Source organism: Chryseobacterium luquanense (assembly GCF_026460945.1).
Classification (GTDB): domain Bacteria; phylum Bacteroidota; class Bacteroidia; order Flavobacteriales; family Weeksellaceae; genus Chryseobacterium; species Chryseobacterium luquanense.
Genome location: NZ_JAOVZV010000003.1, coordinates 79,448 through 94,980, shown reverse-complemented (window position 1 = coordinate 94,980; position 15,533 = coordinate 79,448). Strand labels below are relative to the sequence as shown.

Below are 15,533 nucleotides of genomic sequence, written 5' to 3'. Positions count from 1 at the left end.
ATTAATTTTCGTTAATAAATTCTGCAAATTTTCGAGCGATTTGTCTCTGTCCATCAGGACTGCTCAAATATTCTCTTTCTTTTGCGTTATTAATGTAGCCCAACTCTACTATAACTGTAGTAGCTTTTGAGTTTTTAAGAATGTGTAGATTTTCTTCTTTGATGTTGCATTCACCTAATTTCTTTGATAGTTTTTCAGCTAAAGATTTTGATTCAACACTTTTTTGAATAAAAATTTCGTGACCGTTTTTAGTAGTGTTTTCCTCGGGAGTGCTATTGACATGAAGAGAAATGACCATCTCAGGATTGAGTTTATTGATTTGTTCTGTGCGCTCTGTAAGTGTTGAATATTTATCGTCACTTCTTGTTAATACAACGTCATATTTTCCGTTCTCGCTTGCTTTTTTGATTTGTTGAGCGATATTTAAAACCAACTCTTTTTCTAAGACACCATCTTTATTTGCTCCCAAATCATTTCCACCATGACCGGCATCAATTACGACAACTTTTTTATTTACGGGAGTGAAAGAAAGAATTGCTGTAGAAGCTAAAGATAAAGCCAGTAATTTTATTGCTTTCATAGTTCGTTGTTTAGGTTATCAAAGAACGTAAAAAGTATCTTAAAAATTGTATAACAAAAACTTAAAATTTGTTAAATTTATATCGCTTCTTTGTGAAGTAATGATTAATTTAACGAAATATCCTCCGGTGCATTTGCCCACAAAAGGTATTCGCCACCAAGATTTTGCATAATTGATTTCCATAAAGTATGGTCATTTGGAAGTGTGTAATCTAAATTGTAAACATCTACAACCGTCCAGACTTTTTGCAGAATTTCATTGTCAAGCTGTAAACCCGACCAACCCGAATATCCCGAAAATATTTTCACATCCTGAATGCTGATTTCGTTCTGTAAAACTGCATTAATAATAAGTTCGATATCTTCTGTAAGATAATATTCATCATTAATTACGGTGTAGTTTTCAGTAACTTTTTTTCCTTTAATAATAAAAAATACTTTATCGTTTTCTACAGGACCGCCATCATAAACTTCAATTTGAAAATCGAAGAAATTTTTAAAACGATTACTCATTTTGCTGTTTTTTTTATTCAGGATCAAGCCGAATGCGCCACTTTCGTTGTGGTCGATAATCAGCACTACCGATCTTGAAAAAATATCGCCGGAAATATCAGGTGTGGAAATTAATATTTTACCTTTGTATGAGTAATTCATACTCAAATTTAATAAAAATTATTTATGGAAAACCTCCACGATAAAAGAAAAATCTACGAAAAATCACAACTTATTGAAAGTGAGATTAAAGAGAATCCTATCGAACAATTCAGAGATTGGTTTTTAGAAGCTTCGGAAAATCCATCCATTTCAGAGGCGAATGCAATGGCGGTTTCTACGTTGGAGGAAGATGGATGTCCAAGAACGAGAATGGTTTTGCTAAAAGAATATACGTATGAAGGCTTTATTTTTTATACCAATTACGACAGCAGAAAAGGAAAAGCAATCGAAAAAACACATACAGCGTGTCTTCATTTCTTTTGGCCGGGTTTAGAAAGGCAGATTATCATCAAAGCAAACCTTGAAAAAATTGCTGAAAATTTGAGTGACGGTTATTTTCATGCAAGACCAAAAGGAAGCCAGCTTGGAGCGGCGGTTTCTCCTCAAAGTCAAGAAATTCCAAACAGGGAGTTTTTAGAAGAAAAATTGAGAGATTTAGAAAAAGAATATGAAAATTCTGAAGTTCCAAGACCTGAAAATTGGGGTGGATACATTGCAAAACCTTACGAAATAGAGTTTTGGCAGGGAAGACCAAACAGATTACACGATAGAATTATTTATTCATTAGAAGATTTAGACTGGGAAATTTCACGATTGGCTCCTTAATTTATTTGATAGCTTAAAAATCTACATCAAATTTTGGCTGAGTTTCGAGAAACCACACAAAAAAAACCCCATCAAACGATGAGGTTTTTTCTTTATAATCAATTGATTATTTTTTCTTTTTAGCAGCAGCTGCAGGTACATTTGCCATTGCAACAGCTGTAGATAAATCTGCACCAGCTTTGAACTTAGCAACAGTTTTAGCTTCGATGTTGATTGGTTTTTTAGTTGCAGGGTTAATACCTTGTCTTGCAGCTCTCTCAGATACAGAGAAAGTACCGAATCCTACCAAAGAAACTTTACCTTCCTTAGTTTTTAATGTATTCGTTACATTAGAGATAAAAGATTCTAGAGCAGCTTTTGCAGCAACTTTAGTAATACCTGCGTCTTTTGCGATTGCGTCGATTAATTCAGACTTGTTCATAATTTTTAATATTAAAAGTTAGTTAGTTATAAAAGCAAATTTAAAACAATTTTCAAATTGTGCAAATTTTTTGTAAAAACTTATTGATTTTTTTTACATTTCATCAAAATCAATTAAAATTTGATAATTTGGATTTTTACGAAAAATCAAGGTTTCGAGATGCTAAAACCGTGCCAACTACTTATGTATATTGGCTTTCCTAAATTAATGTTATTTGTTTTTAAATTTATTAAATTCCTAATTTAGTATCAACAATTGATATTTTTATAGATATGCTTGCTAAGTTTATAAAATAAATATGAATATTTTAGTTTAGATTAAATTAACAGCCTCAATTTATGGTAGTTGTAATTTTCATTTTAAAATGATTTTCTTAAATATTATTAATAAATTTGCATCATGTTAATAGAAGTATTTAAATCTAAAATTCACAGGGTTAGAGTTACGGCTTCAGACCTTAATTATATTGGAAGTATTACCATTGATGAAGACCTTATCGAGGCTGCAGGTTTGGTGGTTGGAGAGAGAGTTTATATCGTGAATGTCAACAACGGAGAACGTTTTGACACTTATGTAATCAAAGGAAAAAGAAAATCTGGCGAAGTTTGTTTGAATGGTCCTGCTGCGAGAAAAGTTCAGCGTGATGACATCATTATTATTATTGCTTATGCTCAGATGACTCCGGAAGAAGCTCAGGAATACCAGCCAAAAATTGTTTTCCCGGACGAAAAAACGAATCTTCTTACTTAAATTATGGAGAAGAAATCTAATAAAACTTTAAAATCTTTTTTAACTATAGTAATTTCGCTTGCTTTTGCAGGCTTTTTTTTGTGGTTAGCATTAAGAGGATTAGATTTTAAAGTCATTCAGAAATCTTTAGCGAAAGCCAATTATCTTTGGGTAGCTTTTGCTGCTGTATTTGCACTTTTAGCATATTGGTTTAGAGCAGTTCGATGGAATTTATTGTTGGAACCGATGGGACACAAAATCTCGAGTTCAAATGCGCTTTGGTCTTTATCTTTTGGATATTTAATGAATCTTACCATTCCTAGAAGTGGTGAAGTGGCAAGAGCAACAGCTTTGTATGGCGTTGAAAAAGTTCCTGTTGATAAATCTTTCGGAACAATTATTTTAGAAAGAGTGGTCGATTTGATTTGTATGCTTGGATTTTTAGGTTTGACTTTAATATTCAAGTACGATGCAATTTTATCATTTTACGAAAATTCAGGAGTAAATATAAATCCGAATAAAATACTGTTGATTCTTGGAGGTTTAGCAATTGCTGGAGTTTTGTTTTTTGTTTTTAAAAATAAATTTGTTAACGTTCCTGTTCTGGGTAAAATTATTGGTTTCATTGATGGAATTATTCAAGGTCTCACTTCAGTTTTCAAGTTAAGAGAAAAAGGCAAGTTCATTATATATACAATAGGAATTTGGGTTTCTTATTATTTTGCAGCGTATTTGGTATGTTTTGCATTACCAGAAACTTCAGATTTTACTTTTGCTGACGGGTTTTTCATCATTGTTGTAGGAACTTTAGGAATGATTATCCCGGCAAGTGGAGGAATCGGAGCCTTTAATCTGGCAATGAAGTATGGTTTTATGGCGTTATTCCTTGCGATGGGTAAAAGTGCAGAATTTGGTGGTGAAATGGGATTGACGTATTCGTTTATTTCGCTTCCGCTACAAATTGTCGTCATGTTGGTGATGGGATTAATTTCCATTCCGATGTTAGCAAAAGCACGTAATAATATAATAGAAGAATAATTTAATTTTAAAATATATAAATCCTGTTTCAGTTGAAGCAGGATTTTTTTTGCTTAAATTTTTTTTCAAATATTAAAAAAACTTTAAAACTGTATGACTTTTTATCATTAATTTGGTTAATTCAAAAATCAAATCTATCTTAAGGGAAAAATTATATTTATAGATTATGGCAATTAATTTACAGAAAGGTCAAAAAATAGAATTAGGACTTACAAAAATGACAATCGGATTGGGATGGGATCCAAATGAAGGTACCGGTCATGCATTCGATTTAGATGCTTCAGCAATTATGATTGATTCAGACAGAAAACTTGTTGGTGACGAGTATTTTGTTTTTTACAATAACTTAAATTCTCCAGACGGAGCTTTACAACATACGGGAGATGATCCCGATGGAAAAAGCAGCGATGGAGACGATGATGAAGCAATTGTTATCGATCTTGAAAAAGTAGATCCAAGAGTGGAAGAAATTCTGTTTGTGGTAACAATTGAAGATTTTGAAAGAAGAAAGCAAAACTTCGGAATGGTAAGAAATTCTTACATCAGAGTTGTTGATAATAATAACCATCAGGAAATTGCAAAATATGAGCTTGATGAAGACTTTTCTATTGAAACTGGAGTAGAATTCGGACGTCTTTACAAAAGAAACGGAAGCTGGAAATTTGAAGCTTCAGGAATCGGTTACAGAGCGGATTTAGGTTTCTTTTTAGAGAAATATTATAAAGGTCAAATTATCAAATAATAAACAATTAATCATAGAATTCAAACAACACAAAAAAGATATTAAAAATGGCAATTAATTTACAGAAAGGTCAAACGATAGATTTAAGGAAAAACGACCGGGGAGAAAGTGTTTACGATTTATCTCAGGTAACCATCGGTTTAGGGTGGGATGTTCGAAAACAAGGAGGTTTTTTCGGGAAAATTTTCAACAAAGAAGCAGAGTATGATTTAGATGCAGTTGCATTTCTTTTAGATGGAAACGGAAAAGTTGCTAATTTAGGAAGAACTGTTCAGACTAATGATGGAAGACAGATGGGGCTATATCAAGGAGATGTAATTTATTTCAATTCAATGCAACATCCAAGTGGGCATATTTGGTTGACCGGCGATAACAGAACCGGAGCTGGAGACGGCGATGACGAGCAAATTATCGTAAAATTAGACCAACTCGACGAACGTTATCAGAAAATTATTTTCGTGGTAACGATTTATATGGGTAGACAAAATAATCAACACTTCGGGATGATTGATAATGCATTTATCCGTGCGGTTGATGCAAGAGGAAAAGAAATTACAAAATACAGTCTTTCCGGTGATGCAAGTATGAACGGAATGTGCTCTATGGTCTTTGCAGAAGCTTACAGACATAATGGTGACTGGAAATTCCGTGCTTTGGGTGAACCCAATCAATCAGACAGTTTTGTTGACATTTTGAAGAGATATTCTTATTAAATTTTTGCTGAAATTAACTTTCTTCAAAATTTGATTTAATCATAAACTAACAGCAAATAGCAGAAATCTGTTTGCTGTTAGTTTATTAATACCTGTTATAATGAACAGAAGATTATTAGCCTACTTTTTACTGGATACTTCCGGCTCGATGAACGGAGAACCCATTCAGGCGCTGAACAATGGTTTCAACGGATTGATTTCCATGCTTCGTTCAGATCCACAAGCGATGGATACGCTGCATCTAAGTGTCACGACTTTTGACCGTGAAGTCAAAAATATTATCCCGATGGTTGATCTGGCGAGTTTTCATCCGATGGAAATTACGTGTCCGGATAGTGGCCCTACTCATACTGGAGCTGCTTTGGAATTGGTTTCAGCGTTGCTTCAGGTTGATTTAATTAAAGGTTCTACAGAAGTAAAAGGAGATTGGAAACCGCTTCTTTTTATTTTTACCGACGGAAAGCCTTCTGATATTCAGAAATACAGACAAATGATTCCTGTGATTAAAAATATGGATTTCGGAGTGATTGTCGGTTGTGCTGCAGGACCAAAAGCTGATGAAAGTTTCCTGAAGGAATTGACCGATAATGTGGTAAAACTTGATACAACCGATGCTGCAACATTATCGTCGTTTTTTAAATGGGTAAGTTCATCCATAACAATGGGCGGGAAATCTCAGGGCACAGGTGAAAGCATAAGCCTTCCACTACCACCATCAGAACTGAATATTATTATTTAATTAAAAAGATAAATCTTTGTGTTCTTAACTGAGTGGAACGCCTTTGCGAACTTAAAAGCATAAAGCTGGTTAAAAACTTTGCACGCTTTGCGTTAAAAATTTGTACGAATAATTTAAGTCTAAATTCTATGAGAAGACTTCCTATTTATTTTTTGGTAGATATTTCCGAATCGATGATTGGCGAGCCGATTGATCAGGTTCAGGAAGGTATTTCAACCATTGTAAGAGAATTAAAAAAAGATCCGTATTCATTAGAAACAGTCTGGATTTCTGTTATTGGTTTCGCAGGAGAAGCAGAAGTGATTACACCGTTACAGGATATTATTTCGTTTTATCCCCCTAAAATTCCTGTAGGAAGCGGAACTTCTTTGGCAAAAGGTCTTTTCAAAGTAATGAAGCGTATCGATAAAGATATTGTAAAAACAACATATGATAGAAAAGGCGACTGGAAACCTCTTGTTTTCCTTTTTACAGACGGAGTTCCCACTGATGACGCCCAAATCGCCATCGAAAAATGGAACAAAAACTATCACGGAAAATCAAATACAATTGCCATTTCGATTGGAGATAATACCAATTATAAACTTTTAGGAACGCTTTCAGATCACGTTTTGTTATTTAACAATAATTCTGAAAATTCTTACAAAGAGTTTTTCAAATGGGTGACAGATTCTATTAAAACGACAAGTCAGAGTGTAACGGAAGCAAATAAAGACGGAATTAATTTATCTAAAATCGATCATAGTATTTTAGAAAAAGTTGATCCTGAAATGCAGCAAAGATTTCCCGACAATAATTTTGTTGTTTTAAGCGGAAAATGTTCAGATTCAAAAAAATCATATTTAATTAAATATAAAAAAGCATACACTGATTCCGGAATTGCAGGAATGCAAACCAGATATTATCGTTTAGAAGGAACTTACAGAATAGACGATGCTTCGTATTACAGACTTTCCTCGGCGCAGAAAAGCAGTCAGAAAATTTCTGTAGAAGAACTTCATGGAAGCCCGTCTTGTCCGCATTGTGCCAATCCGATTGCTTTGGCGACGTGTTCGTGTGGCGGAATTCATTGTTTAAAAGGCGAAGGTTACAACGAATGTCCTTGGTGTGGAACTTCAGATTACTATGGTTTCAGCAGTGAAGGTTTTGACATCAACCGAACTTTAGGGTAAATGGAAAATACAATCAGGCAAATTTTGAAAAATAACAATATTCATGATAGTAAAACGATGGATAGAGTGGTTTCAAAACTGTTGGCTCAAACGGAAATTCAGAACAATTTAGAGTTGATTATAGAAGCTCAGAAAAAAATTATGCACGACGCAATTATTTACAAAGAAAGAGAAGAATTTGCCGATGCATTTTTTCCGATTACCAATGCACACTCCAAGAAAAAATACGAGTTTGTTTTTCCGATGGAAGAGTTTCCAAATATCAGAATTAAGGATGTTGTAGGATTAGAATTGGTAGGGTTAAGTTTTGAAGAAAATACAATTAAAGGAATTCCTTTTGAAAGCGATACATACGATCTGAAGATTGAATTTTTTCACATTAATGACGAAGGAAATTCTGAATTTAAAAAAGCCCAGCTTTTCGTCAACGCAGATCCAAAAGATTTGTGGAAAAATATTCCGTCAGATAAAGAAGCGCCTTTTCATAAATCGGATGAAGCAATGTTTAAAGGTAATTTTTCAGATAAAAAAATTGTGGTGGCTTCGCAAAGAGGACGCTCTCATGCACACGAAGGAAAATTCAGAGATGATGATTTTGCGGTACATGAATTACCTAATTCCTGGAATATTATTTCTGTTTCCGATGGAGCAGGTTCTGCGCAATTGGCGAGATATGGTTCTGAATTAGCAACTCAATCAATCAATAATTATTTTAAAAAGGTAGAAGTTTTAGTCGAATTGGACGTTCTTATTAATGAGGTTTTTAACTCTGAAAAAGAAGATTCGGAGGCAAAACAAAATATCATTAAACTTTTATACGAAGGTGTTTCTGATGCTTTTAAATTTTTAAAAGAACAGGCAGATGAGCATTTTGTCACTTTAAAAGATTTACATTCAACCTTAATATTTGCATTGGTTAAAAAGTTTGATTTTGGATATATTATTTTAAGTTTTGGAGTAGGTGATTGCCCGATTAATCTGATCAACGAAGATTTTTCTGATGTAAAATTGCTCAACACAATGGATGTCGGAGAATTTGGCGGCGGAACTCGTTTTATCACGATGAATGAAATTTTTGATGATACTATTTCTTCACGTTTCAAAATTACTTGTGCTAAAGATTTTTCTAAATTGGTTTTAATGACTGACGGAATTTACGATCCGAAATTTATCACAGAAAATAAACTGGAAGACATTGAAAGCTGGAAAACTTTTTTTGAAGATTTAAACGGGAAAAATGATGATGAAGTAAAAGTTGATTTCTATAATGATGAAAATATTGATGAACAATTACTTTCCTGGATGGATTTCTGGAGTAAAGGAAATCATGATGACAGAACTTTGGCGATAATTTATTAAAAATGAAAAAAACAACCTCTGTTTCCTCAATTTTAGACACTGCAAAATTCTATGAATATGTAGATGAAAACCCTGTAAAAGGTGGGGTGAAAGACGTTTATTTTTCGCCTGACAGAAAATATGTGGTGGCTTTTTACAGAACACCTTTGGAAAACGAACAAAAAGAAAGAATCAAAAGAATTGTTTCTACCTATTTGGTGAATATTCAGAATGGAAATGCTTCAGAATATTATTTAGATGAGGTTTTCAGATGGCCTTATGATATTGTTCAGAAAAATAATTTGACAGGAATTGTGGTTCCTGTTTATAGTCAAAAATTCTTTTTTGCTAAAGGATATGTCGGTTCAGATAATATTGCAGGAGGCGATAAAGTAGGAAAGTGGTTCACGGCTCCGATGTTTAGAAATCAGCATTACCCACTTCGTCTGGATAAATCTGAATTGGGCGATTGGTTAAGTTACTTTCAAATCTCCATCAATATTACCCGAGGAATTAAAAAACTGCATCAGATGGGTTTGGCGCATTCAGACCTTTCTTATAATAATATTTTGGTAGATCCGGTGACGAAATCCGCCTGTATTATTGATATTGACGGTTTGGTGGTACCAAAATTGTTTCCACCCGAAGTCATTGGAACGGCAGATTTTATCGCTCCCGAAGTTTTAAAAACAAAACATTTACACCTGCATGATCCTGGAAGACAGCTTCCGAATCAGAAGACCGATCTTCATGCTTTGGCGGTTCTTATTTATATGTATCTTCTTCGTCGTCATCCTTTGAGAGGCGGTAAAATTTGGGATTTGGATTCTGAAAAAGATGAAATTTTATCGATGGGTGAAAAAGCTCTTTTTGTAGAACATCCAACCGATTCTTCCAATAAAGTACGAACTGAATATCTTAAAAAATGGGACACATTTTGGGGTGATCCCACCAAAATTCCTTACACAATTACCGGTCCTTATTTGTCGGAATTGTTTAAAAAAGCGTTTATTGACGGACTTCATGATCCAATTAAACGACCTTTGGCAAATGAATGGGAAACTGCTTTGCTGAAAACGGTAGACTTAATTCAACCTTGTCATAATCCTGAATGCAATGAGAAATGGTATGTTTTTGATAATACGCAAACTCCAAGATGTCCGTTCTGCGGAACTTCGCACAAAGGAACTTTACCGGTTCTCGATTTATATTTTAAATATGATGATGACGTTTGGAAACCTGAAAACCACCGATTGATGGTTTATCACAATCAATATTTATTTAAATGGCACGTTTCGAGAAAAGTGATTCGTAACGAAAGTTTGACAGCGGAAGATAAAAAACCGGTTGGTTATTTTACTTTTCATCAGGATAAATGGGTTTTGGTGAATCAAACTTTGACTTCTATGAAAGATTTAACCGAACAAAAAGAAGTTCCGCCCAATTCAATGGTAGAATTGTCTGAAGGCAAAAAAATATTGCTTTCCAATGAAGAAGGCGGAAGAATTATTTATGTGACGATGGCAAATATTCAATAGGAGCGGGCTTTAGCCCGCTTGTTAAATTAAAAAATCAAAAGGCTTTAGCAAAAACGTATTTTTTATTTTAGAATTTAATTAAGCTATTGTTGAAAATTACATCAATTCAAAAAAATCTCTTTTCCCAATTTTAATTTTCATCTCTTTTAAAAGCTCAATTTCTGTATTTGGATCATAGATTTTCACATTGTTAATCTGAATTCCACCGCTTGCAATTAATCTTCGGATAAAAGATTTACTTTCGTTATTTTTCAAGTGATGACAAAGCTCAATCAAGCTGATTTTTGATTGGTTTGGAAATGTAGATTTAATAGAAATCGGTTCAAATACTTTCTCTTCAAAATTTTTGTTTTGAAATTGATTGCTAAAAAACTGTTCAGCAAGTTCAGCCAATTCTTTATTATGATATTGAGAAATAATATTTTTAGCAATGACTTTTTTGATGTTCATAGGATTTTCACCATCAGAAATTTTAAATTTCAAATTTTGCTTTTCTGCATTTGAAAAATCTGTGGCCAAATCGATAAATTCATCAATCAAAGAATCAGGAATGGACATTGTTTTTCCAAACATTTCGTTGGGTTCGTCTGTTAATCCGATAATATTGTTGAGCGATTTACTCATTTTTTCTTTTCCATCAAGTCCTTTTAATAAAGGCATGCACATCACAATTTGTGGTGATATTTGATGAGTTTCCTGCAATTGTCTTCCCATCGTGCAGTTGAAAAGCTGATCGGTTCCGCCCATTTCAATATCACATTCTATTTTTACGGAATCAAATCCCTGTAAAATTGGGTAAACCAATTCGTGCATTGCAATCGGTGAGTTTTCTGCAAATCTTTTGCTGAAATCATTTCTTTGCATCAGTTGAGCGACCGTAACTTTCGACATCAACTGAATAACTTCGGAAAAATTCAGAGAATCCAGCCAATCAGAATTAAAAACAATTTTAGTTTTCTCTACATCGATTACTTTTGAAAGCTGATTGATGTAAGTTTCTGCATTATGCTGAACTTCTTCTTTACTTAAAGGTTTTCGAACTTTGTTTTTCCCGGTCGGATCACCTATTCTTGCCGTAAAACTTCCTACAATGATGATAATTTGATGTCCTAAATCCTGAAACTGTTTCAGTTTTTTCAAAACGACTGCATGTCCCAAATGCAAATCTGGAGCAGTAGGGTCAAAACCTAGTTTGATGATGAGTTTTCTGTTTTCTTCTTTGGCTTGTTTTAGTTTCTGTTCCAAACCATTTTCGGGTAGAATAATTTCTACATTTTCTTTTAATTTGTGTATCATTTTGTTGAATTTTAAGCATAAAAAAGCCCGAACAGATTTGTTCGGGCTATTCAATATTTTAGTTTAAATTTTATTGAAATTTAGGTATAGAAATACTTCCCGAACAATAGAACGGGTAATAATAAGTACTGAAAAACGGTAAACGTAAAATGCAGTTTAAGTATTTCATAGTTGCAAATATAGGATTTTAGATTTAAATTAAATCATCAATTTATTGACAATCATTCTTTAACTCAATCGGATTTTCAAAGCTCTTCAAGAATTCTCTTGTTTTTGTGTCGTAATTTTCGCGGTATTTTTTATCATTCGGATTATCACCGCCAATTGTATAATTTGCAGTCCACGCATCATTGTTGGATTGAGTTTGGTAATTGAAAATAGAAGAAGGTTGTTTTTTATAATCTTCCCAAATCTTCTGAAATTTTTCTGAGCTCAATTTAATGATAGTATTAGTTCCAAAATTTCTTTCTGAAATGTCATTAGCTTCTTTTGTGATAGATTTCATTTCATACAAAAATTCGTCCTCCGAATCATTTATTTTTAAAATTAAACCAGGTAAACCAAAGAATTTATAAGGTCCGTCCTGAACTGGAATTTCAGAAGTAAACCAAGCAATCCATTTTCTACCGCCAAATTCAGTGGTTGCTTTTTGGATTGAATAGCCTAAAAATTTGTCTTTTGCGGAATTTATTTTCCAGTCTATTTTACAATTGTTTTTTACAATAAAAAGTTTGTCATAAAGTTGTTTTTCAAACTGAATTTCTTTACTGGTATAATTTTTAGAAATAATTTCATTAAATTTTGATTCTCCGTATTTGTAATTAAATGACATGCTTCCTTGTCCTACTTTTTTAAAATCAGTTACCGTTTTAGTTTTTGTGGAATCACTTTTAAATTTAATGTATGATAAAAAATCAGATGTTTTATTTTTGTTGATTAACAAAGCGAAATCTTCATGCAAATATTCAGTTGCATTTTTCTGAGGTTTCCATTTAAAATCATAAACTGCTTTGTAAGATTGCGCAGAAAAAGCTAAAAATATAAATAATGATAGAAGACTAAGTTTTAATTTCATATTAAGGTGAATTTTGTTATTGCTAATATAAATAAAAAACCCTGAAAGTATTATTTTCAGGGCCTTTTTTTAAGATTGAATCTTATTATTTTCTTGGTTTTTCTACTCCAATCCACGCTTCGCCTTCTCTTTTTACCTGGCTTAAAGTGAATGTTTCAAAATCATCTGTTTTGTACTCGATGTTATCTTTATTTTGCTCGAAAGGCATGATGTAATAAAAATCTTTATCTGTTTTATCCGCCTTGCTACCTTTTTTCATGGTAGGCATATATTTTTTCTCAAATTTATACTTCGGAAGATATTGTTTTACAGAAGCATAAAATTTAGCATTTTCTTTTTCATTTGGAATAATATCAACGATTTTAAATTTGTCGTTTTTCTTATCAACCCAAAGATAATAATTAGTTTCCTCGTGAGTTTTCTTGTTTAAAGAAGTAAATCCGAAGAATTCTTTTGGAACCAATTGCTTGATTTTTTCAGCATCTACTTTTGTGAAATATTCTCCTTGAGAAGGATCTACATACGTTTCAAGATTCAGTAATAATACCTGATTATTCTGGAAGTTTTTGTTTTTGAAATACTGATCTAGAGATAATTCTGCAGTTTTTCTTAATTCTTTTCCTCTGTCATCCAGCTTTTTTGTAGGGTTTTGAGGATTTACTTTTTTCACGAAGTTATACAGTACAACAGGCTTGATGTCTGCAAGGTGAGGATAAGTTTTTAGCTGTTCAGCTTTTACCAACCAATAATATTGTTGATAGTAATCGTCTTTATCAACAGGTTTTACAGTTTTATAAGAGAGAGCTAGTTTTTTAGAATTGAGAACTTTTCCGTATTTACCTTGTCCGAAAGCTAAGCTTGTACACAGTAAAGCAAAAAAAATAGTAATGTTTCTTTTCATTTTACAACAGAGATTATTTTTATTTTCCAAATATAATTATTTATTAGATAATAAGTTTAATTGTTAGTTAAATTATCAAAATATTATTGATTTTATTTAATAAAAAATCCTGTACGAATACAGGATTGATAAATTTCTATAAATTAATAAGAAGTTTCGTGTACTTTCACGGCTCTTCCGCTTGGGTCGTTCATTTTTTTAAAAGCTTCATCCCATTCCAGTGCGATAGGAGTGGAGCAAGCAACTGAAGGAACAGATGGAACAGTTGCAGCAGAAGTTTCACTTGGGAAATGCTCTTCAAAAATCGTTCTGTAACGATATTCTTCTTTGTTTTGTGGAGTGTTTAAAGGAAATCTGAATTTTGCATTCGCCATCATTTCATCCGAAACATATTTTTCAGCAATATCTTTCAGCGTGTCAATCCAAGAATATCCAACTCCGTCTGAGAACTGTTCTTTTTGTCTCCAGGCAATCGATTCAGGTAAAAGATCTTCAAAAGCTTTTCTCAAAACCCATTTTTCAATTTTTCCTTCCTCTTTGCGAATCATTTTATCTTCAGGATTTACGTTCATCGCAACATCCATAAATTCTTTATCTAAAAACGGAACTCGCCCTTCAATTCCCCAACTCATCAATGCCTTGTTAGCCCTCAAACAGTCGTATAAATGAAGTTTGTTGAGTTTTCTTACCGTTTCATCATGGAATTCTTTTGAGTTTGGTGCTTTATGGAAATATAAGTACCCGCCAAATAATTCATCTGCACCTTCACCAGAAAGCACCATTTTAATTCCCATTGATTTAATAACTCTTGCCAAAAGATACATTGGTGTAGAAGCACGAATCGTGGTAACATCATACGTTTCCAAATGATAAATCACATCACGGATTGCATCTAAACCTTCCTGAACGGTAAAATTAACTTCATGATGAACCGAACCGATATGTTCCGCTGCTTTTTTGGCAGCTGCCAAATCGGGCGAACCAACTAATCCAACTGCAAAACTGTGTAATCTCGGATACCAAGCTTCCTGAGTGTCACCGCTTTCAATTCTCTGTCTTGCGTATTTTGCAGTAACTGCTGAAATTATAGAAGAATCTAAACCTCCAGAAAGCAAAACTCCATAAGGTACATCGCTCATCAATTGTCTGTGAACAGCATCTTCTAAGCCTTTTCTAATAGCTTCGATGTCAGTGATGTTATCTTTTACAGCATCAAAGTTTTCCCAATCTCTTTTATACCATTGTTGAAGTTCGTTCCCTTCAATATTATACAAATAATGTCCAGGTAAAAAAGTTTCGATTTTTTTGCAGATTCCTTCTAAAGCTTTTAATTCTGAAGCTACATAATAATTTCCTTCTCTGTCCCAACCTTGATAAAGTGGACAAATTCCCATGTGATCTCTCGCAATCAGATAAATATTGTTTTCTATATCGTACAATGCGAAAGCGAAGATACCATTCAGTTTTTCGATAAAATCTTTTCCGTATTTTTCATAAAGAGCAAGGATAACTTCACAGTCAGATTTGGTTTGAAACTCGTAATCAGGAAATTCTTCTTTCAGATCTCTGTGGTTATAAATTTCACCATTTACAGCAAGAACAATTTTTCCGTCTTTAGAAAACAAGGGTTGCTTTCCGGAAGTAGGATCTACAATCGCTAATCTTTCATGAGAAAAAACAACTTTCTCACTTTGAAAAACTCCACTCCAATCGGGACCGCGATGACGGATTTTTTTAGACATTTCTAAAACCTGAGGTCTTAGTATTTCGGTTGACTGTTTTGCGTCAAATAAGCATACGATTCCGCACATTTTGTATTTATTTGATAGCAAAACTAAATGATATGTTTAAAAATTGCAATTAAAATTTATTAATTGTTAATTTTATTAATTATTAATTTGATTTTAGTTTAAAATTTTAACTTAAAATACT

Annotated in this window: 16 protein-coding genes; 9 read left to right on the top strand and 7 right to left on the bottom strand. The window is 33.1% G+C overall.

The genetic code is table 11. The features are described 5' to 3' along the window. Window position 1: 1 nt before the first annotated feature. Both OEA66_RS04680 and OEA66_RS04675 read right to left on the bottom strand, forming a co-directional pair. Window positions 2-580, bottom strand: coding sequence for an N-acetylmuramoyl-L-alanine amidase family protein (locus OEA66_RS04680; RefSeq protein ID WP_267280291.1), 579 nt, complete (start codon window positions 578-580; stop codon window positions 2-4). Between the two features lie 104 nt (window positions 581-684). Then, window positions 685-1,233 (bottom strand): YqgE/AlgH family protein, encoded by a 549-nt coding sequence (locus OEA66_RS04675; protein WP_267280290.1) that lies wholly within the window; start codon window positions 1,231-1,233, stop codon window positions 685-687. A 24-nt stretch (window positions 1,234-1,257) separates the two neighbouring features. Here OEA66_RS04675 and pdxH point away from each other — a divergent pair, with 24 nt between their 5' ends. Beyond that, entirely contained in the window at window positions 1,258-1,899 is a 642-nt protein-coding gene (gene pdxH / locus OEA66_RS04670; protein WP_267280289.1) for a pyridoxamine 5'-phosphate oxidase, read from the top strand. Window positions 1,900-2,005: 106 nt separating this feature from the next. Here the strand turns inward: pdxH and OEA66_RS04665 are convergent, their stop codons facing one another. Then, window positions 2,006-2,320: an HU family DNA-binding protein gene (locus OEA66_RS04665; RefSeq protein WP_267265350.1), complete on the bottom strand. Its 315-nt coding sequence runs from the start codon at window positions 2,318-2,320 to the stop codon at window positions 2,006-2,008. Window positions 2,321-2,719: 399 nt separating this feature from the next. Between OEA66_RS04665 and panD the strand changes: the two genes are divergently transcribed. From panD to OEA66_RS04625, 8 genes are all read left to right on the top strand, one after another. Beyond that, the gene (gene panD / locus OEA66_RS04660; protein WP_267265349.1) at window positions 2,720-3,070 is read left to right on the top strand and encodes an aspartate 1-decarboxylase; all 351 of its coding nucleotides are present in this window, start codon (window positions 2,720-2,722) and stop codon (window positions 3,068-3,070) included. A gap of 3 nt (window positions 3,071-3,073) precedes the next feature. Next, window positions 3,074-4,087 carry a lysylphosphatidylglycerol synthase transmembrane domain-containing protein gene (locus tag OEA66_RS04655; RefSeq protein WP_267280288.1) on the top strand — a complete coding sequence of 338 codons (1,014 nt, stop codon included), beginning with the start codon at window positions 3,074-3,076 and terminating at the stop codon, window positions 4,085-4,087. A 166-nt stretch (window positions 4,088-4,253) separates the two neighbouring features. Next, a complete protein-coding gene (locus tag OEA66_RS04650) occupies window positions 4,254-4,829 on the top strand; it encodes a TerD family protein (protein WP_102980898.1) in 576 nt (191 codons plus the stop codon). A gap of 47 nt (window positions 4,830-4,876) precedes the next feature. After that, window positions 4,877-5,542, top strand: coding sequence for a TerD family protein (locus OEA66_RS04645; RefSeq protein ID WP_267280287.1), 666 nt, complete (start codon window positions 4,877-4,879; stop codon window positions 5,540-5,542). 100 nt (window positions 5,543-5,642) lie between these two features. Next, entirely contained in the window at window positions 5,643-6,281 is a 639-nt protein-coding gene (locus tag OEA66_RS04640; protein ID WP_267280286.1) for a vWA domain-containing protein, read from the top strand. Window positions 6,282-6,409: 128 nt separating this feature from the next. Next, window positions 6,410-7,453 (top strand): TerY-C metal binding domain-containing protein, encoded by a 1,044-nt coding sequence (locus tag OEA66_RS04635; RefSeq protein ID WP_267280285.1) that lies wholly within the window; start codon window positions 6,410-6,412, stop codon window positions 7,451-7,453. After that, entirely contained in the window at window positions 7,454-8,812 is a 1,359-nt protein-coding gene (locus OEA66_RS04630) for a PP2C family serine/threonine-protein phosphatase (RefSeq protein WP_267280284.1), read from the top strand. A 2-nt stretch (window positions 8,813-8,814) separates the two neighbouring features. After that, a complete protein-coding gene (locus tag OEA66_RS04625; protein ID WP_267280283.1) occupies window positions 8,815-10,329 on the top strand; it encodes a helix-hairpin-helix domain-containing protein in 1,515 nt (504 codons plus the stop codon). 96 nt (window positions 10,330-10,425) lie between these two features. Here the strand turns inward: OEA66_RS04625 and tyrS are convergent, their stop codons facing one another. The 4 genes from tyrS to asnB all read right to left on the bottom strand — a co-directional run bounded on the left by tyrS (window position 10,426) and on the right by asnB (window position 15,412). Beyond that, on the bottom strand, window positions 10,426-11,625 hold the full coding sequence (gene tyrS / locus OEA66_RS04620; protein ID WP_267280282.1) for a tyrosine--tRNA ligase: 1,200 nt from the start codon (window positions 11,623-11,625) through the stop codon (window positions 10,426-10,428). 211 nt (window positions 11,626-11,836) lie between these two features. Then, window positions 11,837-12,700, bottom strand: coding sequence for a GLPGLI family protein (locus tag OEA66_RS04615; protein ID WP_267280281.1), 864 nt, complete (start codon window positions 12,698-12,700; stop codon window positions 11,837-11,839). 85 nt (window positions 12,701-12,785) lie between these two features. Continuing rightward, window positions 12,786-13,601, bottom strand: coding sequence for a hypothetical protein (locus OEA66_RS04610; RefSeq protein ID WP_267280280.1), 816 nt, complete (start codon window positions 13,599-13,601; stop codon window positions 12,786-12,788). Window positions 13,602-13,744: 143 nt separating this feature from the next. Further along, entirely contained in the window at window positions 13,745-15,412 is a 1,668-nt protein-coding gene (asnB, locus tag OEA66_RS04605; RefSeq protein ID WP_267280279.1) for an asparagine synthase B, read from the bottom strand. Window positions 15,413-15,533: the final 121 nt, after the last annotated feature.